Below are 18,175 nucleotides of genomic sequence, written 5' to 3' on the forward strand. Positions count from 1 at the left end.
TAAGCTCTGGCGAAGATATTCCTCTCTCCGTTCGGAATATGTGCTTTCTTACTAGACTCGATAATACCTCGCCAAGTATTCAATGCATCGCGAAGTGCTCTCAGCCAAGAATTTTCACAATCTCGGCAAATACATCGTTGATGTCAATGGTACCGTCTACTTCTTTGAGGATCCCGGCTTCCGTATAGTAGTCGATCAGAGGCTGTGTCTGATCATGGTAAACGCCGAGACGCTTTTTCACGGTCTCCGGCTTGTCATCATCTCTCAGGATGAGACCGCCGCCGCATTTATCGCAGATGCCTTCCTTCTCTGTCGGCGCATATACCATGTGGTAGGTTGCCCCGCAGTCCACACATGCGCGGCGTCCGGACATACGGTTTACAATATTGTCATCCGGCACTTCTACGTTGATCGCATAGTCCATTTTCTGATCCAGAGCTGCCAGCGCTTTGTCCAGCGCCTCTGCCTGGGGGATTGTTCTCGGGAAACCGTCCAGTACGTATCCGCCTGCGCAGTCTTCCTGATTCACCCGGTCTACTACCAGGTCTACCACCAGCTCGTCCGGTACAAGCAGTCCCTGATCCATATAGGTCTTGGCTTTCTTTCCAAGCTCCGTCCCGTTTTTGATATTTGCTCTGAAAATGTCTCCTGTAGAGATGTGAGGAATCGAATATTTTTCGGCAATTTTCTTTGCCTGTGTTCCTTTGCCCGCTCCGGGAGCGCCTAACATAATGATCTTCATATCTTTTACCTCCATTTTCATCAGCCGGGGCAGTCCTCAAGGCTGCGGCGCGCCGGCTGATTTATCCATATAGCACTTTAACCCGCTGTGATTATTCCGGCATGAATAACCACAACGAGCTAAATTTCTGTCAATACCCAAGGAATCCCCCGCCTTTTGCAGCGCTTCCTTTGCTGTTCAGGAATCCGGTATAATTGCGTACCAGCATCTGTGATTCAATCTGCTTGATGGTCTCAAGCACAACTCCTACGATGATGATGAGCGAGGTTCCTCCGAAAGAAACATTTGCCCCGAACACACCGTTAAAGAAGAACGGAATCACCTGTACGATCACCAGTCCGCAGGCTCCGATAAAGATGATATAGTTGAGAATCTTCGTCATATAATCTACCGTCGGCCTGCCGGGACGGATACCTGGAACAAATCCGCCGTTTTTCTTCATATTGTTTGCGATCTCTAACGGATTGAATGTAATCGAAGTGTAGAAATATGCAAAGAATATGGTAAGGGCGATATAAAACAGCAATCCTATGGAGTATACTATATTCTCAGGGTCACACCAGTTGTTTGAATTTAATCCTCTCAGTATATGGCCTCCGATGCCTCCGCTGTTCCCTTTGCCCATTGCTGTGGCAACAAGGGACGGGATCTGCATGAGAGATGAGGAAAAGATAACCGGGATAACGCCTGCGGTATTTACCTTAAGTGGAATGTGCGTGGATTGTCCGCCGTATGTCTTTCTTCCCTTTACTTTCTGAGAATACTGCACCATGATCCTGCGTTCGCCGCCCTGAAGTACAATAACGAATACAACGACTATCAGCAGGACAACCAGGATGATCACCGCAGCCAGCAGTCCTTTCGCAGGGGTCTTGCTCTGGATGAACTGTGTATACAGTTTGAAGAAATCATCCGGTATACGGGAAACAATATTGATCAGCAGGACAATGGAAATCCCATTTCCAACGCCTTTTTCCGTGATTCGCTCGCCGATCCACATCAGAAATGCGGAGCCTGCGGTCAGCGTGCATACTACGATTGCGGCATTGACAAAGTTGAACTCTGTCAGAAGCCCCTGACGGCCGAAGCCGACAGCCATTGCAGTGGACTCAAACAGCGCAAGTCCTACTGTAACATAACGTGTGATCGCCGCAATCTTTTTTCTTCCGTCGGCACCTTCCTTCTGCATCTCTTCCAGTTTTGGAATCGCGATGGTCAGAAGCTGCATAATGATAGAAGATGTGATATATGGTGTAATGCTTAATGCAAATACAGACATCTGGGTAAAGGAACCGCCGGTAAATGCATCAAAAAAATTGAATGCATCCCCGGTCTGGTTCGCAAAAAAGTTCTGGATATAAGCCGGATTTACTCCCGGTGTCGGCAGTTGAGATCCGAGCCTTACAACGACCAGCATCATGAACGTGTAAAGTATCCTTTTACGGACATCTTCTACCCGAAATGCTTTTCGTACTGTTTCTAGCATTAGATCACCTCTGCTTTTCCGCCAAGAGCCTCGATTTTTTCAGCCGCTTTCGCGCTGAACGCATTTACCTGTACAGTGAGCTTCTTAGTCAATTCTCCGTCTCCGAGGATTTTTACTCCATCCCTTGGATTCTTTACGATGCCTTTTTCCATTAATGTTTCAACAGAAACAACAGCACCGTCTTCAAATACTTCAAGCGCACTCATATTAATGCCGACGATCTTCTTGGAGTTTCTGCAGGTAAAGCCTCTTTTGGGTATTCTTCTGTATAAAGGCATCTGTCCGCCTTCAAATCCCGGCCTCGGCGCTCCTGAACGTGCCTTCTGGCCTTTGTGTCCCTTACCGGCTGTCTTACCATTCCCGGAACCATGTCCCCGGCCTCTTCTGAAGTTATTGCTGTGCTTAGAACCATCTGCCGGTCTCAAGTTTGATAAGTCCATGCTGCTACCTCCTTATCTTTTTTTATTTATGCTTCTTCTTCAACCTTCACTAAATGTCTAACCTGCTGTACCATACCTCTGGTAGCTGCATTGTCCGGCAGCACAACCGTCTTGTTGAGTTTTCTTAATCCCAGAGCTTCAACGGTCTTTCTATGCTTTGGCACAGCACCAATGGTAGACTTTACTAACGTAATTTTTAAATTTGCCATTTTTACCTACCTCCTACGCGATAAAACAGCTCCATCTGCTTATGCGACAGAGCATAGCTCTATCTTCTTAGCCTACGATTTCTTCGATTGATTTGCCGCGGAGCCTTGCAACTTCCTCAGGAGTCTTGATCCCCTTCAGACCTTCGATTGTGGCAAGCACTACATTCTGCTTGTTGTTAGAGCCTAATGATTTTGTACGGATATTCTTGATTCCTGCCATCTCGATTACCGCACGCGCCGGACCTCCGGCGATCACTCCGGTACCGTCCGGAGCCTTCTTCAGTAATACGGAAGCGCTTCCGAATTTTCCGATGGTATCGTGTGTTACACTGTCGTTATCATCCAGGGAAACTTCGATGAGTTTCTTAGCCGCATCCTCTTTTCCTTTGCGGATCGCTTCCGGAATTTCGGTAGCCTTTCCTAAACCTGCACCAACATGGCCTTTTCCATCGCCGACAACTACTAAAGCTGTGAATCTCATGTTACGACCACCTTTTACGACCTTGGTAACACGTTTGATTGATACCACTTTTTCTTCTAACTCTAACTGACCAGCATCAATACGTTCCTGTCTCATATGTGTTCTCCCTTCCTAGAAATTCAGCCCAGCTTCTCTTGCTGCGTCTGCCAATGCTTTGATCTTTCCCTGATAGATAAAGCCGCCTCTGTCAAAGACAACGTCGGTAATTCCTTTTTCCTTTGCCTTCTCAGCAATGACTTTTCCAAGGTATGCTGCAGCCGCAACATTATTTGTCTTTTCTAATTCTGCTTTCACGTCTTTCTGAAGAGTGGACGCTGCTACCAGTGTTTTGCTGCTGCCATCGGTATCGTCAATAATCTGTGCATACATATGATTATTGCTTCTAAACACAGCCAGACGCGGCCTCTCAGCGGTACCGCTGAAACGGTTACGTAATTTCATGTGCTTTTTTCTGCGAACTTCACTTCTTGATTTTTTACTAACCATTTTCACACCCTCCTTATTTATTTTTTACCAGTCTTACCAACCTTGCGGCGGATCACTTCATCAGCGTACTTGATTCCCTTGCCCTTGTACGGCTCCGGTCTTCTCTTGTCTCTGATCTCTGCTGCATACTGGCCAACTTTTTCTTTGTCGATCCCTTTTACCGTGATCTTGTTCTGGCCTTCCAGAACTGTCTCGATCCCTTCCGGATCAACCATCTCAACAGGATGTGAATATCCAAGGCTGAGGGTCAGCTTGTTGCCGGACTTCGCTGCTCTGTAACCAACACCGTTTACTTCCAGAACCTTTTCATAACCCTGGCTGACACCGATTACCATGTTGTTGATCAGTGTACGTGTCAGGCCGTGAAGGGATTTCATCCTCTTTAAGTCGTTTGGCCTGGTGACAACAATTTCTTCGCCTTCCTGCTTGATTTCCATTTCAACCGGGAGTTCTCTTACGAGAGTTCCCTTCGGACCTTTTACGGTCACTACATTATGCTCAGCAATCTCTACAGTTACACCTGCAGGGACTGCGATCGGCAGTCTTCCTATACGTGACATACCTTTGTCCTCCTAACTTAAATTTTCGGAGCAGAGGCTTGAGTCTGCTCTGTTTTCAGTTTATCTGTTCTTTTCGCTAAGCTCTGTCGAAGATATTCCTCTCTTCGTTCGGAATATCTGCTTTCATACTAGGCTCGATAATACCTCGCCAAGTATTCAATGCATCGCTAAGCTCAAAGAACGACCTCGCACTAAGTTCATCTCTCGCTTACGCTTGGATTCACCAAGTGCTTCCGGTCACCACACAAAGCAAAGAACTTCCCCGCCTACGCCGAGCTTTCTTGCTTCTTTGTCGGTAACAACGCCTTTATTTGTAGATACGATTGCAATTCCGAGTCCACCCAGCACCTTCGGCATCTCTTCGCTGTTTGCGTATACGCGGAGACCTGGCTTGGAAATTCTCTTAAGGCCGGAAATTACTTTTTCGTTCTTATCCGCACCGTATTTTAATGTGATGTGGATCGTCTTAAATGTTCCGTCTTCTACGATGTCATATTTTTTGATGTAGCCTTCATTTAAAAGAATATCTGCAATCGCGGTTTTCATCTTTGATGCGGGTACATCTACTGTATCATGTTTAGCAGTATTTGCATTACGGATTCTTGTAAGCATATCTGCGATTGGATCACTCATAGTCATGTCGAAGCATCCTCCTTCTATATCAATTTATCTGTTATGGCACCGGCAGATTACCAACTAGCCTTCTTCACTCCCGGTATCTCACCTTTATATGCCAATTCACGGAAGCAGATACGGCAGATTCCATATTTTCTTAAATATGCATGCGGACGGCCGCAGATACGGCAGCGGCTGTATTCTCTGGTAGAGAATTTTGGTTTGCGCTGCTGTTTGATTTTCATTGATGTCTTAGCCATGATTTCCCTCCTTACTTTTTGAATGGCATATTGAACTGTGCCAGCAATTCACGTGCTTCTTCATCCGTCTTGGCGGTTGTGACAAAGATCACATCCATACCTCTGACCTTGTCGATCTTATCGTATTCGATCTCCGGGAAGATCAACTGCTCTTTAATTCCGAGCGCATAGTTTCCTCTTCCATCGAACGCATTCGGATTCACGCCTCTGAAGTCACGTACACGAGGGAGCGCAAGGTTGATCAGGCGGTCAACAAATTCGTACATTCTCTCGCCTCTCAACGTCACCTTGCATCCGATTGCCATACCTTCTCTGATTTTGAAGTTGGCTACGGAATTTTTTGCCTTTGTGATCACTGCCTTCTGACCTGAGATTTTTTCAAGATCAGCCATCGCAGATTCCAGTAATTTCGCGTTTTCCTTTGCTTCACCTACGCCCATGTTGATTACAACTTTATCAAGCTTCGGCACTTCCATTACATTTTTATATCCAAATTTTTTTGTCATTGCATCAACAATCTCATTCTGATATTGTTCTCTCAATCTACTCAAAGTCCTGGACCTCCTTTCCTGGATTAATCAATCACTTCACCTGTTGACTTCGCAACACGTACTTTTTTGTCCCCGTCCATCTTGAAACCGATTCTTGTAGCTTTTCCCTTATGGATATACATTACGTTGGAAATGTCAATCGGTCCCTCCTGGTGTACGATACCGCCATTCTGATTTGCCATGGTGGGTTTTGTGTGCTTTGTCAGCATGTTGACGCCTTCAACCAGGACTTTTCCGTCTTTTTTATTTACAGCAAGTACTTTGCCTTCTTTGTCTTTATCTGCTCCGGCAATGACTCTTACCATATCGTCTTTTTTAATCTTCATAGTTGACATATCGGCACCTCCTACAGTACTTCCGGAGCCAGGGAAACGATCTTCATGAAATGCTTCTCTCTCAGCTCTCTGGCTACAGGTCCAAAAATACGTGTTCCACGCGGATTCAAATCATCTCTTATGATTACAGCAGCATTTTCATCGAATCTGATATAGGAACCGTCTTTACGGCGGGCACCCTTTACAGTACGAACAACTACGGCCTTCACTACGTCGCCTTTTTTAACAACGCCGCCTGGCGTTGCATCTTTAACAGTCGCAACGATCACATCTCCGATGCTGGCATATCTTCTGGTAGAACCGCCAAGTACACGGATGCAAAGTAATTCCTTAGCGCCTGTATTATCTGCTACTCTAAGTCTACTTTCCTGTTGTATCATGCAGGTAAACCTCCTTCAATTCTCTTAAGGCATAAAAAATTATTTTGCCTTTTCCATGATCTCCACAAGTCTCCATCTCTTGTCCTTGGACAGAGGTCTTGTCTCCATTACTTTAACGGTATCGCCGATACGGCACTCATTATTCTCGTCATGCGCTTTTAACTTGTAGGTTTTCTTTACAATCTTCTTATAAAGCGGATGCTTAACGTGGTTTTCAACGGCAACAACGATTGTCTTGTCCATCTTGTCGCTGACAACCTTGCCGGTACGGGTTTTTCTCAAATTTCTCTCTTCCACGGTGATACTCCTTTCAATTATTATGCAGATGTTCTTTTCGCTAGGCTCGATAATACCTCGCCAATCTCAAAGAACGACTTTCGCACTAAGTTCGAAAAAACCTCACTAAGTGCTCAATGTCAGTTCCCTGCCTCAGTAATCAGTGTCTGGATACGAGCAATATTTTTTCTCACTTCTTTGATTCTGCTTGTATTGTCTAACTGATTCGTCGCATTCTGGAATCTTAAGTTAAAAAGCTCTTTTTTAGCAGCTACTAATTCTTCTTTCAATTCTTCTACGGATTTTCCTCTTAATTCGTTTACAAATGTATTAATTTTCACTGTTATCACCGCCTTCTAATTCTGCGCGAGAAACGATTTTGCATTTGCAAGGTAATTTGTGCATTGCAAGACGAAGAGCCTCTTTCGCTACTTCCTCAGGAACGCCTGCGATCTCAAACATTACACGTCCTGGCTTTACAACCGCTACCCAGTACTCTAATGCACCTTTTCCGCTACCCATACGAGTTTCTGCTGGTTTTGCTGTCACTGGTTTGTCCGGGAAGATCTTGATCCAGACTTTACCGCCACGCTTGATATAACGTGTCATGGCAACACGGGCCGCCTCGATCTGATTGGACTTGATCCAGCATGGCTCCGCTGCGATGATGCCATATTCACCATAGGTAATCGTGTTTCCTCTGAGGGCTTTTCCCTTCATAGAGCCACGGAACTGTTTACGACGTTTTACTCTTTTTGGCATTAACATTATTTATCGCTCCCTTCCTTATCAGCTTTCGTCGGAAGAATCTCGCCTTTGTAAATCCAGACTTTCACACCGACCTTCCCGTAAGTTGTGTCAGCTTCTGCGAATCCATAATCAATGTCAGCTCTCAGTGTCTGAAGCGGAATGGTTCCTTCGCTGTAGAATTCAGTACGCGCCATGTCGGCTCCGCCGAGACGTCCTGCTACCGCAGTCTTTACACCGAGCGCGCCGGATTTCATTGTTCTGGACATGCAGGACTTCATAGCACGCCGGAATGAAATACGGTTTTCGAGCTGCTGCGCAATATTTTCAGCTACAAGCTGGGCATCCTTGTCAGGTCTCTTCACTTCCTTGATGTCCACGATCAGCTTTTTGTCTGTATACTTCGCGAGCTCGCCTTTTACCTTCTCGATCTCTGCGCCGCCCTTGCCGATCACAACGCCCGGCTTTGCTGTATAAACGATGATTTTCACACGGTCAGAAGCTCTTTCAATCTCGATCCTGGAGATTCCGGCACTGTATAATCTCTTTTTAAGAAATTTTCTGATCTCATGATCCTCCACAAGGTTGTCGGCGAAATCTTTTTCCGCATACCATTTGGAGTCCCAGTCTTTGATAATTCCGACTCTTAAGCCGTGAGGATTAACTTTCTGTCCCATTATTGCCCTCCTTATCTCTCATTCAGCACGATTGTGATGTGGCTCATTCTCTTTTCGATCCTGTAAGCCCTGCCCTGTGCCCTTGGTCTGATTCTCTTCATCGTCGGCCCTTTATTTGCGTAACACTCTTCAATATAAAGGTTCTCCGTACTCATACCGTTGTTGTTTTCAGCATTTGCGATGGCTGATTTTAATAATTTTTCTATAATGCTGGAAGCGTATCTTGGGTTATAAGCCAAAATACCAAGCGCAGTCTTAACATCCTTGCCTCTGATGGCATCCAACACGAAGCATGCTTTCTGAACAGATACCCGCGCATAGGAAATCTTTGCTGACGGCCGTGTATCTTTCTGCTCATTTCTATCTCTTTTGATCTGGGATCTATGTCCTTTTGCCATGGATAAACCCTCCTTTCAAATACTTGTTCTTATCTTACTTTGGATTTTTTCTCGTCTTTACCATGTCCCCTGTACGTCCTGGTTGCTACGAACTCTCCGAGCTTGTGTCCAACCATGTCTTCCGTAACATATACCGGCACATGTCTTCTTCCGTCATGTACGGCGAATGTATGGCCGACAAATGACGGGAAAATCGTAGAACGACGTGACCATGTCTTTATAACTGATTTACTGCCGGATGCGTTCAAAGCATCGACTTTTTTCAGTAAACTTTCATCTGCAAATGGTCCTTTTTTAAGTGAACGAGCCATAGGTTCTAACCTCCTTGTAAACTAATTATTTGATAGCTTTTCCATCTCTTCTTCTTACGATCAGCTTGTTAGAAGCTTTGTTCTTCTTACGTGTCTTAAGACCCAGCGCCGGCTTGCCCCATGGTGTTGACGGACCCGGACGGCCAATGCCTGTCTTGCCTTCACCACCACCGTGCGGATGGTCGTTGGGGTTCATTACGGAACCACGTACTGTAGGTCTGATGCCCATATGGCGTTTACGTCCTGCTTTACCGATGTTGATCAGGTTGTGCTCTCCATTGCCTACGACACCTACGGATGCTCTGCAGATGATCGGAACCATTCTCATTTCGCCTGAAGGAAGACGTAAGGTCGCGTACTTTCCTTCTTTTGCCATAAGCTGCGCGCTGTTTCCAGCGGAGCGTACAAGCTGTCCGCCTTTTCCCGGATACAGCTCAATGTTGTGGATCTGTGTACCAACCGGAATATTTACCAGCGGCAGGCAGTTTCCAATTCTTACCTCTGCTTCCGGTCCGTTCATGATCTTCATTCCATCCTTCAGTCCTTCCGGAGCCAGGATGTAAGCCTTCTCTCCGTCCGCGTAGCAGATCAGCGCGATATTGGCTGTTCTGTTCGGATCGTATTCGATCCCGATTACGGTTGCCGGGATGCCGTCTTTCTTTCTCTTGAAATCGACAATTCTATATTTTTTCTTAGCGCCGCCTCCGCGATGCCTTACTGTGATCTTACCCTGATTGTTGCGGCCGGCTGTTCTCTTCTTAGATGAGAGAAGGGATTTCTCAGGTGTTGTCTTTGTGATCTCTGAGAAATCAGAGCCAGTCATCTGTCTTCTGGAAGGTGTATATGGGTTGTATGTTTTGATTCCCATTACTGTCTCTCCTTTCGTTTGCTCTAATTATTAGTTTCACGGACTTGCACCGTATATATTGAACACTTAGCGAGGTTTTTCCGAGCTTAGTGTGAAAATACACTCGATCCACTTAGTGAGGTCCTTTCGAACTTAGTGGGCGTAGTGTTTCCTTATTACTGAACACTTAGCGAGGTCTTTCCGAGCTTAGTGTGAAAATACACTCGGTCCACTTAGTGAGGTCCTTTCGAACTTAGTGGGCGTAGTGTTTTCTTGATTTATTTTGTTCAGAGGGTGTACATGTTCGACTAAAACTCAATCTGCGCTTCGCTTGCTTTCGTTAAGTCTACAGGCCCTGGAAGATCTCAATCTCTGCGCTGTCCTCTGTCAACTGCACGATCGCCTTCTTTGTCTTGGCAGTCTTTCCGTATACCATGCCGCGTCTCTTTTTCTTTCCTTCGAGGTTCATTGTATTTACGCTTGCTACCTTTGTTCCGGAAAACATCTTTTCAACGGCTTCCTTGATCTGGGACTTTGTAGCTTCTGTGTGTACCAGAAACGTGTACTTCTTGTCGCCCATGATCTCCATGCTCTTCTCTGTAATGACCGGTTTCTGGATCACATCATAATATTTGATATCAGCCATTATGCGTACACCTCCTCAATCGCCGCAACAACAGCTTTCGTAGCGATCACTGTGTTGTATTTCAGGATATCGTAAACATTGATTGTGTTGGTGCGCGCAGTCTTCACATCCGGAATATTTCTTGCGGAAAGCTCCGCGTTCTTGTTGTCGTCCTCCAGCACTACCAATGCCTTGTTGATCTTCAGGTTATCCAGAACTGTCTGGAACTTCTTTGTCTTGATCTCATCGAAATTGATCTCGTCGATCACGATGAACTTCTTCTCTTCTACTCTGGAAGAAAGCGCGGACTTCAATGCAGCCCTCTTTTCCTTCTTATTCATCTTTACAGAATAATCTCTCGGAACCGGAGCGAATACGATACCGCCGCCAGTCCACTGGGGAGCTCTGGTGGAACCCTGTCTTGCGTGACCTGTTCCCTTCTGTCTCCATGGCTTCCTTCCGCCGCCGGAAACTTCAGCGCGTGTCTTTGCCTTCTGTGTTCCCTGACGGTTATTTGCAAGCTGGCCCACAACTGCTTTGTGTACAAGGTGATCATTGACCTCGACACCAAACACGGAATCGTTCAGATCGATCGTACCAACTTCTTTACCTTCGATATTATAAACAGATACTGTTGCCATCTGTGTGTTCCTCCTTTCTATGTTGTCAGATTATTTCTCAGCCTTTACTGTTTCTTTGACCGTTACGAGGCACTTCTTCGGTCCCGGTACAGAACCCTTGATCAGCAGCAGGTTATTCTCTACGTCAACCCTTACCACTTCCAGATTCTGAACAGTAATCTGCTTGTTTCCCATCTGACCAGGCATCTTCTTTCCCTTGAATACCTTGCTTGGATCGGATGCCGCGCCGTTAGAACCAGCATGACGGTGATACTTGGAACCATGAGTCATAGGTCCTCTGCTCTGTCCGTGACGCTTGATCGCGCCCTGGAACCCTTTACCTTTTGAGATCGCTGTCGCGTCTACTCTGTCGCCTGCCGCGAAGATGTCTGCCTTGATCTCCTGTGCCGGCGCATATTCTTCCGCGTCTTCAAAACGGAATTCCTTTACAAATCTCTTGGAGGAAACGCCTGCCTTCTGGAAATGGCCTGCCTCAGCCTTGGTCGCGCCGTTTCTGTGAGCAACTTCCTTCTTGCCGCTCTTGTCCTTGCTGACGATCTTGTCTTTCATGTCAACAAATCCAACCTGTACAGCACTGTAGCCGTCGTTTTCCTCTGTCTTCACCTGTGTCACCACGCAGGGGCCTGCCTGGAGCACGGTTACCGGAATCAGGACTCCGTCTTCGTCGAAGATCTGAGTCATTCCAACTTTTGTAGCCAAAATAGCTTTCTTCATATTATTACCTCCTGTGATTTACAGCGGAGCACATCTGTGCTCATCCTAAATTTTAGGATTCTGCTCATGAATTACTTGTTTTTCATCTTGATATCAATATACACACCTGCCGGCATCTCCAGTCTGGATAATGCGTCTACTGTCTTCTGGGTCGGTGTGATGATATCGATCAGTCTTTTATGAGTTCTCTGCTCGAATTGCTCCCTGGAGTCCTTGTACTTGTGTACCGCCCGCAGGATTGTAACTACTTCCTTCTTGGTCGGAAGTGGTACCGGACCGCTCACCTGGGATCCGTTTTTCTTAACAGTTTCGATGATTTTTCTGGCAGATGCATCAACAAGCTGATGATCATATGCCTTCAATGTGATTCTCATTACTTGACTTGCCATAAAAAAAGTCGCCTCCTTTTCGTACTATTCACTTCAGTACGACAAGCGGTGACTGTACACTCTCCCGTGTGTGTCGTGAGAAACATACACGTTACTTCTTACTGCGCCTTACGGCAGACCAGTAGTCTGTTGTGATTCGTACAGTGACTTGTCGCCAGTTTCCTAACTTGACATTCGCTCCACGGAAAACCTGCCATCCTGCACAGTTCATGCACTTGGCAGCAACCTCACGCTTCATCGCTATCATGCCACAGCTTTTTTAGTATAACGAATAGTTCTGGAAAATTCAAGTGGTTTTTTTGATTTTTTTCATAAAATTTTGCCGGCACATCACCCGGAACATTTTGTTGATATCCACCGGCTTCGCCAGATGTTCATTCATCCCGGCGTCCTTTGCCATTGCAATGTCTTCATCAAACGCATTGGCCGACAGCGCTATGATGGGCACGTCTTTTGCGTCCGGCCGTTCCAGGCCGCGGATCACGCGTGCCGCCTCATATCCGCTCATAACCGGCATCATCAGATCCATGAGCACACAGTCAAACGTCCACGGATCGGATGCCGCGAACGCATCCACGGCGGCTTTTCCATCGTTCGCAGTCACAACCTTCGCGCCTGCATCCTCCAGCATAAATTCCACGATCTCGCAGTTGATCTCATTGTCCTCCACCAGAAGGACACGCATCCCTGCAATATCGGCCTTCACATTCCGCTCTGTATCCACAGGCCGGGTGCTCCACGCCTTATCGATCCGAATGGGAAGCGTGACCTCAAACACGCTCCCTCTGCCGATCCGGCTGTCAACCTCAATGGTCCCCTCCATCTGGTCTACCAGCTTCTTGGCTACGGACATGCCAAGCCCAACGCCGTTATAGTTGGTTCTTGCGTCCTGGTGTTCCTGGGTAAAAGGCTCAAAAATATGCTTTTTGAAGTCTTCCCCTATGCCGATTCCGGTATCCTCGATCACAAACCGATATTTTCCGATGCCGCCCTGGCAGGCAGTCTCCTTTACCTGAACAAATACAGAACCATTGGTCCGGTTATATTTGAGCGCATTGTCCAGAATATTCATCAGAATCTGCTTTAAATGCAGCGGATTTCCGATCAGCCTGCTGTGCTGCAGCTGAACCTCCTCCAACACCAGTCGGATTCCTGCTTCCTCCGCCTGGACTGATAAAATTGATATACAATTTTCCAATATATCATGAAGCTCAAAGGGTTCCTCTGTCTCTGCTGTTATTCCTCTATCCAACTTGCTGACCTGAAGTACATCATTGACCAGGGACAGCAGATGCTCCGTTGACATACGGATCTTCTCCTGGCATGCTCTCTGCCGCTTCGGATCATCCTGACTCTTCTCCATGATCGCCAGCATTCCCAAAATCCCGTTGATGGGGGTGCGGAGATCATGGGACATATGGGATAAGAATTCACTCTTCGCCGAGTTTGCGCGCCGAACCTTTTCCAGCAGCTCTATGATGGCCTGCTCCTGCTTCTTCCTCGTCACCATGGTCTCCGTGATATCCTGATGGTATCCGTTCAGGCAGACACCCGGCTTTTTAAATTTTTTGTCCGGCACACCGCCGCAGCGGACATAGATTTCCCCAAGCTCCGGATGCTTCCAGGGATAGACCACCTCAGAGCGCCTGCCCTCCGCCATCTCCCGCACCGCTTCCTGCACCATCTCCACATAGCCCGGCTTAATGTTTTCAAACCAGTGCCGATAGCATTCCTCCGGCTCGATCATATCCGATACTCCCAGAAGGATGCGCATGGTCCGATCCGCATACATCCTTGGCCGGCAGCCTTCTTCCAGCTCGATGGTCCAGATGCCGGTCCTGGCTCCCTCCAGGATGTCCTCCAGGCTCTGCCTTGCCTCCAGCCTGTACTTCTCCTCCTGCTCCACCACGGCATTGACATCCCGGTAGGCAAAGATCACGCTGTTCTCCTCCGCATTCTCCGCAGCGGAAAAATGGAGCTCCAGGTATTTCAGGCCATAGGAATTGTCTTCTACCTGGTAGCGGATATCGAACTTTTTCTTTCTCTCAAGCTGAGCCAGCACGTAGTCCTTCTTCGTTACAAGTCGGAGCCTTTCCTGATCCCGCGGTACTACATACCGGGAAATGTACTGCTCCATCGCTCTCTGATAGCCGTCCTCAAAATTAACGTTCCAGTCCTCTTTGATCCGCTCGTTGTCCCGGTATACCACACATTCGCCTGTGTCAAAGTTTACCTGATAGATGCCCAGATAATCCACGCTGAGGGCATGAAGAACATTATAGCTCCGCTTTTGAAGCTCACGGACCAAATTGCGCCGTTTCAGCGAGGATACGATAAAGTATGCCGCTGTCTGGAGCATATTCGATGCGTACTCCAGCGACTTCACAGGCGGATTGTCCACGCCGTAAAAACCAATCAGATTTTTCTTATCATAAAGCGGGACTACTACAAGGGAATGGATATTCTGCCGTTTGAGGGTGGTATACATCAGAGGGTCACTCTCCCGGATCTCTTCCAGGTTCTGAATGACATTATGCCTGCCGACCGTAAAGTTCCGATACCAGACCGCACATACCTCCGGAGGGACATTTTGCAAATTCTCCTTTTCCCGCTCCACACCGTCTGCTACCCACTCATAGGTGTTGTCGTCGCCGCCGGACCCGTTCCGCTCAAATATGTAGGTCCGCGCCCCGTTCAACGCTTTTCCCAGATGCTCCAGCAGTACCTCCAGCGACTGATCCGGTGTCTCTTCCAGCAGGGCAACGCGGAGTCCCTCATTGATGACAGCCTCCAGATTCTGAACGCTCTGCATACCGCTGTGCCGTTCACAGGCCCAGGCGTCCGGCGCACCTTCACCGGTCCGTTCAAAAAACTCCTTTGGATCATGCATAAACTTTTCCTCCGTATGTTCTAAAAATCACACTGCTGGCGGCTGCCGCAGTGTATCTTCATGCCAACACATTCCTTTTCGTCTTAAAATGTCTCTTTTATGAAAATTTTATTTGTTATGATTACATCTTAACATGCAGGACCAGCTTTATCAATACTAACAAAATTTATTGAATTCCCCTCGGAAAAATGATAGTCTATTTATACAAAGTGATGTAACTGCAAATTTCTGAAAGAATGAGGATTTTATCATGTGGATTGCGGACCAATGGAAGGATTATGAGATCATAGATTGTTCAAAGGGGGAAAAACTGGAGCGATGGGGAAATTATACCCTGATCCGGCCGGATCCGCAGGTGATCTGGGATTTTCCCAAGGAGGCTCCTGGCTGGAAGCGGTGGAACGGGCATTACCACCGGAGCAAAAAGGGCGGCGGAGAATGGGAATTTTCCAGACTGCCGGAGCAGTGGCAGATTCATTACGGATCCCTGACTTTTAATTTAAAGCCGTTTAATTTTAAGCATACCGGACTGTTTCCGGAGCAGGCCGCAAACTGGGACTGGTTTTCGAAGCTGATCCGCGACACGAAGCATCCTGTCAAGGTCCTGAACCTGTTCGCATATACAGGAGGCGCTACATTGGCAGCGGCCGCAGCCGGGGCGCAGGTTACCCATGTGGACGCTTCCAAAGGGATGGTTGCCTGGGCGAAGGAAAACGCGGTGTCCTCCGGCCTGAAGGATGCGCCCATCCGATGGCTGGTGGACGATTGTGTGAAGTTCGTAGAACGGGAGATCCGGCGGGGAAATGTCTATGACGCGATCATCATGGATCCGCCTTCTTACGGGCGGGGGCCCAAGGGGGAAGTCTGGAAGATTGAGGATATGATTCATCCGCTGATCAGACTGTGCACACAGATCCTGTCGGAAAACGCGCTGTTCTTCCTGGTCAACTCCTATACGACCGGGCTGGCTCCGGCGGTGCTTACTTACATGATCGGCGCGGAGCTGAAAAGTCAGAACGGCCATGTGGAATCCCAGGAGATTGGACTGCCGGTAAAGAGTACCGGGCTGGTCCTGCCGTGCGGGGCTTCCGGAAGGTGGAGTGCAGAGCTCTAACTAAGGAACTGTGCAAAAATAACTTGCCTTTTTGCACAGTTCCCAAACAGATTTCTCATGCCTGTTCAATACAGTTATTTTAAAAAGGGTTGCTCACCGCAGCCCCTTTTTACAGTCATTTTATGCATCCTGGCATTCCATTCCTATTATCTTTCATCGAACAAAACCGAAGAATTTTAATTTAAGTCCTTTCTTTCTATATTAGATATATCCGTCAGCAGCCTGATATCTTCAAAACTCCAGTCACTGCACTCATCATAAAAGACCTCATCTTTTCGCTTTTTAAAGATTCGAAATGGTTTCGTTCCGGAATTATCATAAATATGACACACATCGCAAACTTTAACTAAGTCTTTTATTAAACTCAGCGCCCTGTCGTATCTTGCAATTATCTTTTCTTCCGGAACATCATGTCCTCCCGATTCCACCCTTGATCTCACACGCCAGACATTGATCGTAGGATCAGAAGTAAGGATATAATAACAGCGGATAAAATAACCTGCTCCTTTCGCCTTCTCCAGCAACTTCAAATTACGTTCTGTTGACAGCACTGTTTCAAAGCAAAATTCTTTCATTTGCTCTATATGATCCTCTCTTTGCTTTTCTGCCAGCTGTGCCGCTTCTATGTCAGAACATTTCAGACTTTTTTTGATTTCATCGGCATTGATATAATCCATTGGCGGCTTTAATAATTCTGTAAACGTACTTTTTCCAGAACCATTTGGTCCCGCAAAAACGATCACCTCAGGTTTTTTCTCTGACACGCTCGCTATAACGCTCCTTCCTCATCCTTTTGCCCACTTCTATTCTGGATCCGTCACTATATTCTTTATATATAATCTGCGTTTTACTATCGTATACAATAATAGGAATATCCATCGCCCTTTTTTTTTCAAGCTCAATTCTTACTGCTTCATTTGCGCGTTTTACCACCGCTTCATCCGAAATATACTCTTCGCGCTTCATGATCTGTCCTCCTTCTCATATACTCTATATTATACTAACAGCCGAGGAAATCTGCCAATATACCTGCATGCCGCCAGCGCCGCCACGGCTCCGTCCGCCGCCGCGGTCGTAAGCTGGCGCACTTCCTTTGTACGGCAGTCCCCCGCTGCGAATATGCCCTCACAGGATGTCACGCAATCCTCCGACGCCTCTACAAAACCGGACTCATCCAGCCTGACCAGCCCTGCAAATGCCTGATTCTCCGGAACCTGTCCGATCGCCACGAATACACCAGACACGGAGATTTGAAAATCTTCTCCCGTCTTTTTATTATTTAATACCAGCCCTTCCACTACATTTTCTCCGACCAGCTCTTTTACGGTCGCACTCAGAACAAATTCTACATTCTCTTTTCTTTTCAGAGGCTCAACCAGTCCGGCTTCCCCGCGGAACTCGTCCCGGCGGTGTACCAGATAGACTTTATTGCAGTAATTGGAAAGAAATTCCGCATCCTGCAGAGCCGTATTGCCCCCGCCGATCACAGCCACATCTCTGCCCTTAAAAAATGCCCCGTCACAGGTGGCGCAGTAGGACACCCCGGCTCCCACAAGCTTTTCTTCCTTTTCCAGCCCCAGATGCCGGTGGGTCACTCCTGTAGCAATGATCACTGTGCGGCAGGGATATTCCTTCCCTTCCGTCTCGATCACCTTGATGCCGTCCTCCTCCCGGATCCCTGTCACCTGCTCCAGCTCTGTCTCTGCCCCCAGCTTCATGGCCTGATCCAGCAGGTTCATGGAAAATTCCGCCCCGCTGACACTGGCAATCCCTGGATAATTCTCCACATTGGGAGAAGATGTGATCTGCCCGCCGTAATTCATCGCCTCTATGATAACCGTCCGCTTTCCGGCGCGCTGTCCATAAATTGCTGCTGTCATTCCGGCGGTTCCTCCGCCTATGATTCCAATATCGTACATCATTTCTTTCACCTCTCTGCTTTCATTCTTTGACGGCCGCAGCCCTGTCCTTACCATTTGCAGTCACTTCAATACGGATTGT

General features: G+C 47.3%; 28 protein-coding genes. 1 reads left to right on the plus strand and 27 read right to left on the minus strand.

Features of this window, described 5'->3' with window-relative positions; genetic code table 11:
• Positions 1-100: 100 nt before the first annotated feature.
• The 24 genes from ACTOY7_RS06025 to ACTOY7_RS06140 all read right to left on the minus strand — a co-directional run bounded on the left by ACTOY7_RS06025 (position 101) and on the right by ACTOY7_RS06140 (position 15,060).
• Positions 101-742 carry an adenylate kinase gene (locus tag ACTOY7_RS06025; protein ID WP_300884330.1) on the minus strand — a complete coding sequence of 214 codons (642 nt, stop codon included), beginning with the start codon at positions 740-742 and terminating at the stop codon, positions 101-103.
• A 130-nt stretch (positions 743-872) separates the two neighbouring features.
• Entirely contained in the window at positions 873-2,228 is a 1,356-nt protein-coding gene (gene secY / locus ACTOY7_RS06030) for a preprotein translocase subunit SecY (protein ID WP_482672009.1), read from the minus strand.
• Positions 2,228-2,668 carry a 50S ribosomal protein L15 gene (gene rplO, locus ACTOY7_RS06035; protein WP_004074878.1) on the minus strand — a complete coding sequence of 147 codons (441 nt, stop codon included), beginning with the start codon at positions 2,666-2,668 and terminating at the stop codon, positions 2,228-2,230. The genes secY and rplO overlap by 1 nt, the downstream gene beginning before the upstream one ends.
• 26 nt (positions 2,669-2,694) lie before the next feature.
• Positions 2,695-2,877 carry a 50S ribosomal protein L30 gene (rpmD, locus tag ACTOY7_RS06040; RefSeq protein ID WP_004074877.1) on the minus strand — a complete coding sequence of 61 codons (183 nt, stop codon included), beginning with the start codon at positions 2,875-2,877 and terminating at the stop codon, positions 2,695-2,697.
• 67 nt (positions 2,878-2,944) lie between these two features.
• Entirely contained in the window at positions 2,945-3,454 is a 510-nt protein-coding gene (gene rpsE, locus ACTOY7_RS06045) for a 30S ribosomal protein S5 (RefSeq protein WP_482672008.1), read from the minus strand.
• 15 nt (positions 3,455-3,469) lie between these two features.
• Positions 3,470-3,844, minus strand: a complete 375-nt coding sequence (rplR, locus tag ACTOY7_RS06050; protein ID WP_004074873.1) for a 50S ribosomal protein L18 — start codon at positions 3,842-3,844, stop codon at positions 3,470-3,472.
• Between the two features lie 17 nt (positions 3,845-3,861).
• Positions 3,862-4,404, minus strand: coding sequence for a 50S ribosomal protein L6 (rplF, locus tag ACTOY7_RS06055; RefSeq protein WP_004074871.1), 543 nt, complete (start codon positions 4,402-4,404; stop codon positions 3,862-3,864).
• 237 nt (positions 4,405-4,641) lie between these two features.
• A complete protein-coding gene (gene rpsH / locus ACTOY7_RS06060; RefSeq protein WP_004074869.1) occupies positions 4,642-5,043 on the minus strand; it encodes a 30S ribosomal protein S8 in 402 nt (133 codons plus the stop codon).
• 50 nt (positions 5,044-5,093) lie between these two features.
• Positions 5,094-5,279 (minus strand): type Z 30S ribosomal protein S14, encoded by a 186-nt coding sequence (locus ACTOY7_RS06065; RefSeq protein WP_004074866.1) that lies wholly within the window; start codon positions 5,277-5,279, stop codon positions 5,094-5,096.
• An 11-nt stretch (positions 5,280-5,290) separates the two neighbouring features.
• A complete protein-coding gene (rplE, locus tag ACTOY7_RS06070) occupies positions 5,291-5,830 on the minus strand; it encodes a 50S ribosomal protein L5 (protein ID WP_004074865.1) in 540 nt (179 codons plus the stop codon).
• A 23-nt stretch (positions 5,831-5,853) separates the two neighbouring features.
• A complete protein-coding gene (gene rplX, locus ACTOY7_RS06075; protein ID WP_125128617.1) occupies positions 5,854-6,165 on the minus strand; it encodes a 50S ribosomal protein L24 in 312 nt (103 codons plus the stop codon).
• A gap of 11 nt (positions 6,166-6,176) precedes the next feature.
• The gene (gene rplN / locus ACTOY7_RS06080) at positions 6,177-6,545 is read right to left on the minus strand and encodes a 50S ribosomal protein L14 (RefSeq protein WP_004074863.1); all 369 of its coding nucleotides are present in this window, start codon (positions 6,543-6,545) and stop codon (positions 6,177-6,179) included.
• A gap of 39 nt (positions 6,546-6,584) precedes the next feature.
• Positions 6,585-6,842, minus strand: a complete 258-nt coding sequence (gene rpsQ / locus ACTOY7_RS06085) for a 30S ribosomal protein S17 (RefSeq protein ID WP_004074862.1) — start codon at positions 6,840-6,842, stop codon at positions 6,585-6,587.
• A gap of 119 nt (positions 6,843-6,961) precedes the next feature.
• Positions 6,962-7,162 carry a 50S ribosomal protein L29 gene (gene rpmC / locus ACTOY7_RS06090; protein ID WP_004074860.1) on the minus strand — a complete coding sequence of 67 codons (201 nt, stop codon included), beginning with the start codon at positions 7,160-7,162 and terminating at the stop codon, positions 6,962-6,964.
• Complete coding sequence (gene rplP / locus ACTOY7_RS06095; RefSeq protein ID WP_004074857.1) at positions 7,152-7,589, minus strand: 50S ribosomal protein L16; 438 nt, start codon at positions 7,587-7,589, stop codon at positions 7,152-7,154. The genes rpmC and rplP overlap by 11 nt, the downstream gene beginning before the upstream one ends.
• Positions 7,589-8,245, minus strand: a complete 657-nt coding sequence (gene rpsC, locus ACTOY7_RS06100) for a 30S ribosomal protein S3 (RefSeq protein WP_004074856.1) — start codon at positions 8,243-8,245, stop codon at positions 7,589-7,591. Before rpsC ends, rplP begins: the two co-directional genes overlap by 1 nt.
• Positions 8,246-8,256: 11 nt before the next feature.
• Entirely contained in the window at positions 8,257-8,643 is a 387-nt protein-coding gene (gene rplV, locus ACTOY7_RS06105; RefSeq protein ID WP_004074855.1) for a 50S ribosomal protein L22, read from the minus strand.
• A 29-nt stretch (positions 8,644-8,672) separates the two neighbouring features.
• Complete coding sequence (gene rpsS / locus ACTOY7_RS06110) at positions 8,673-8,954, minus strand: 30S ribosomal protein S19 (RefSeq protein ID WP_160283608.1); 282 nt, start codon at positions 8,952-8,954, stop codon at positions 8,673-8,675.
• A gap of 25 nt (positions 8,955-8,979) precedes the next feature.
• Positions 8,980-9,822 (minus strand): 50S ribosomal protein L2, encoded by an 843-nt coding sequence (gene rplB / locus ACTOY7_RS06115; RefSeq protein WP_004074853.1) that lies wholly within the window; start codon positions 9,820-9,822, stop codon positions 8,980-8,982.
• Positions 9,823-10,147: 325 nt separating this feature from the next.
• Entirely contained in the window at positions 10,148-10,447 is a 300-nt protein-coding gene (gene rplW, locus ACTOY7_RS06120) for a 50S ribosomal protein L23 (protein WP_160283607.1), read from the minus strand.
• Positions 10,447-11,067, minus strand: a complete 621-nt coding sequence (gene rplD, locus ACTOY7_RS06125; RefSeq protein WP_160283606.1) for a 50S ribosomal protein L4 — start codon at positions 11,065-11,067, stop codon at positions 10,447-10,449. Before rplD ends, rplW begins: the two co-directional genes overlap by 1 nt.
• 30 nt (positions 11,068-11,097) lie before the next feature.
• Positions 11,098-11,781, minus strand: a complete 684-nt coding sequence (gene rplC, locus ACTOY7_RS06130) for a 50S ribosomal protein L3 (protein WP_160283605.1) — start codon at positions 11,779-11,781, stop codon at positions 11,098-11,100.
• Positions 11,782-11,852: 71 nt separating this feature from the next.
• Positions 11,853-12,170, minus strand: a complete 318-nt coding sequence (rpsJ, locus tag ACTOY7_RS06135) for a 30S ribosomal protein S10 (RefSeq protein WP_016297796.1) — start codon at positions 12,168-12,170, stop codon at positions 11,853-11,855.
• Positions 12,171-12,456: 286 nt separating this feature from the next.
• A complete protein-coding gene (locus tag ACTOY7_RS06140; RefSeq protein ID WP_482671202.1) occupies positions 12,457-15,060 on the minus strand; it encodes an ATP-binding protein in 2,604 nt (867 codons plus the stop codon).
• 250 nt (positions 15,061-15,310) lie between these two features.
• Here ACTOY7_RS06140 and ACTOY7_RS06145 point away from each other — a divergent pair, with 250 nt between their 5' ends.
• On the plus strand, positions 15,311-16,174 hold the full coding sequence (locus tag ACTOY7_RS06145) for a class I SAM-dependent methyltransferase (protein ID WP_482671201.1): 864 nt from the start codon (positions 15,311-15,313) through the stop codon (positions 16,172-16,174).
• Between the two features lie 176 nt (positions 16,175-16,350).
• On the opposite strand, the gene ACTOY7_RS06150 is transcribed toward ACTOY7_RS06145, so the two are convergent.
• Genes ACTOY7_RS06150 through trxB form a run of 3 tightly spaced genes read right to left on the minus strand, consistent with a single transcriptional unit; the run spans position 16,351 to position 18,093 of the window.
• A complete protein-coding gene (locus ACTOY7_RS06150) occupies positions 16,351-16,938 on the minus strand; it encodes an ATPase (RefSeq protein WP_300885977.1) in 588 nt (195 codons plus the stop codon).
• The gene (locus ACTOY7_RS06155) at positions 16,919-17,140 is read right to left on the minus strand and encodes a hypothetical protein (RefSeq protein WP_160282748.1); all 222 of its coding nucleotides are present in this window, start codon (positions 17,138-17,140) and stop codon (positions 16,919-16,921) included. Before ACTOY7_RS06155 ends, ACTOY7_RS06150 begins: the two co-directional genes overlap by 20 nt.
• Positions 17,141-17,169: 29 nt before the next feature.
• Complete coding sequence (trxB, locus tag ACTOY7_RS06160) at positions 17,170-18,093, minus strand: thioredoxin-disulfide reductase (protein WP_160282753.1); 924 nt, start codon at positions 18,091-18,093, stop codon at positions 17,170-17,172.
• Positions 18,094-18,175: the final 82 nt, after the last annotated feature.

It is taken from the genome of Schaedlerella sp. (assembly GCF_056796775.1).

Bases quoted from the DNA above. Each gene is read 5' to 3' on its own strand.
- rplP (WP_004074857.1), bottom strand. From the start codon at position 7,589: ATGTTAATGCCAAAAAGAGTAAAACGTCGTAAACAGTTCCGTGGCTCT.
- rpsS (WP_160283608.1), bottom strand. From the start codon at position 8,954: ATGGCTCGTTCACTTAAAAAAGGACCATTTGCAGATGAAAGTTTACTG.
- ACTOY7_RS06025 (WP_300884330.1), bottom strand. From the start codon at position 742: ATGAAGATCATTATGTTAGGCGCTCCCGGAGCGGGCAAAGGAACACAG.
- rplF (WP_004074871.1), bottom strand. From the start codon at position 4,404: ATGTCACGTATAGGAAGACTGCCGATCGCAGTCCCTGCAGGTGTAACT.
- trxB (WP_160282753.1), bottom strand. From the start codon at position 18,093: ATGTACGATATTGGAATCATAGGCGGAGGAACCGCCGGAATGACAGCA.
- rpmD (WP_004074877.1), bottom strand. From the start codon at position 2,877: ATGGCAAATTTAAAAATTACGTTAGTAAAGTCTACCATTGGTGCTGTG.
- rplD (WP_160283606.1), bottom strand. From the start codon at position 11,067: ATGGCAACAGTATCTGTTTATAATATCGAAGGTAAAGAAGTTGGTACG.
- ACTOY7_RS06145 (WP_482671201.1), top strand. From the start codon at position 15,311: ATGTGGATTGCGGACCAATGGAAGGATTATGAGATCATAGATTGTTCA.
- rplC (WP_160283605.1), bottom strand. From the start codon at position 11,781: ATGAAGAAAGCTATTTTGGCTACAAAAGTTGGAATGACTCAGATCTTC.
- rpsE (WP_482672008.1), bottom strand. From the start codon at position 3,454: ATGAGACAGGAACGTATTGATGCTGGTCAGTTAGAGTTAGAAGAAAAA.
- secY (WP_482672009.1), bottom strand. From the start codon at position 2,228: ATGCTAGAAACAGTACGAAAAGCATTTCGGGTAGAAGATGTCCGTAAA.
- rpsJ (WP_016297796.1), bottom strand. From the start codon at position 12,170: ATGGCAAGTCAAGTAATGAGAATCACATTGAAGGCATATGATCATCAG.
- ACTOY7_RS06140 (WP_482671202.1), bottom strand. From the start codon at position 15,060: ATGCATGATCCAAAGGAGTTTTTTGAACGGACCGGTGAAGGTGCGCCG.
- rplO (WP_004074878.1), bottom strand. From the start codon at position 2,668: ATGGACTTATCAAACTTGAGACCGGCAGATGGTTCTAAGCACAGCAAT.
- rplN (WP_004074863.1), bottom strand. From the start codon at position 6,545: ATGATACAACAGGAAAGTAGACTTAGAGTAGCAGATAATACAGGCGCT.
- ACTOY7_RS06065 (WP_004074866.1), bottom strand. From the start codon at position 5,279: ATGGCTAAGACATCAATGAAAATCAAACAGCAGCGCAAACCAAAATTC.
- rplW (WP_160283607.1), bottom strand. From the start codon at position 10,447: ATGGCTGATATCAAATATTATGATGTGATCCAGAAACCGGTCATTACA.
- rplB (WP_004074853.1), bottom strand. From the start codon at position 9,822: ATGGGAATCAAAACATACAACCCATATACACCTTCCAGAAGACAGATG.
- rpsC (WP_004074856.1), bottom strand. From the start codon at position 8,245: ATGGGACAGAAAGTTAATCCTCACGGCTTAAGAGTCGGAATTATCAAA.
- rplR (WP_004074873.1), bottom strand. From the start codon at position 3,844: ATGGTTAGTAAAAAATCAAGAAGTGAAGTTCGCAGAAAAAAGCACATG.
- rplV (WP_004074855.1), bottom strand. From the start codon at position 8,643: ATGGCAAAAGGACATAGATCCCAGATCAAAAGAGATAGAAATGAGCAG.
- rplX (WP_125128617.1), bottom strand. From the start codon at position 6,165: ATGTCAACTATGAAGATTAAAAAAGACGATATGGTAAGAGTCATTGCC.
- ACTOY7_RS06155 (WP_160282748.1), bottom strand. From the start codon at position 17,140: ATGAAGCGCGAAGAGTATATTTCGGATGAAGCGGTGGTAAAACGCGCA.
- rpsH (WP_004074869.1), bottom strand. From the start codon at position 5,043: ATGACTATGAGTGATCCAATCGCAGATATGCTTACAAGAATCCGTAAT.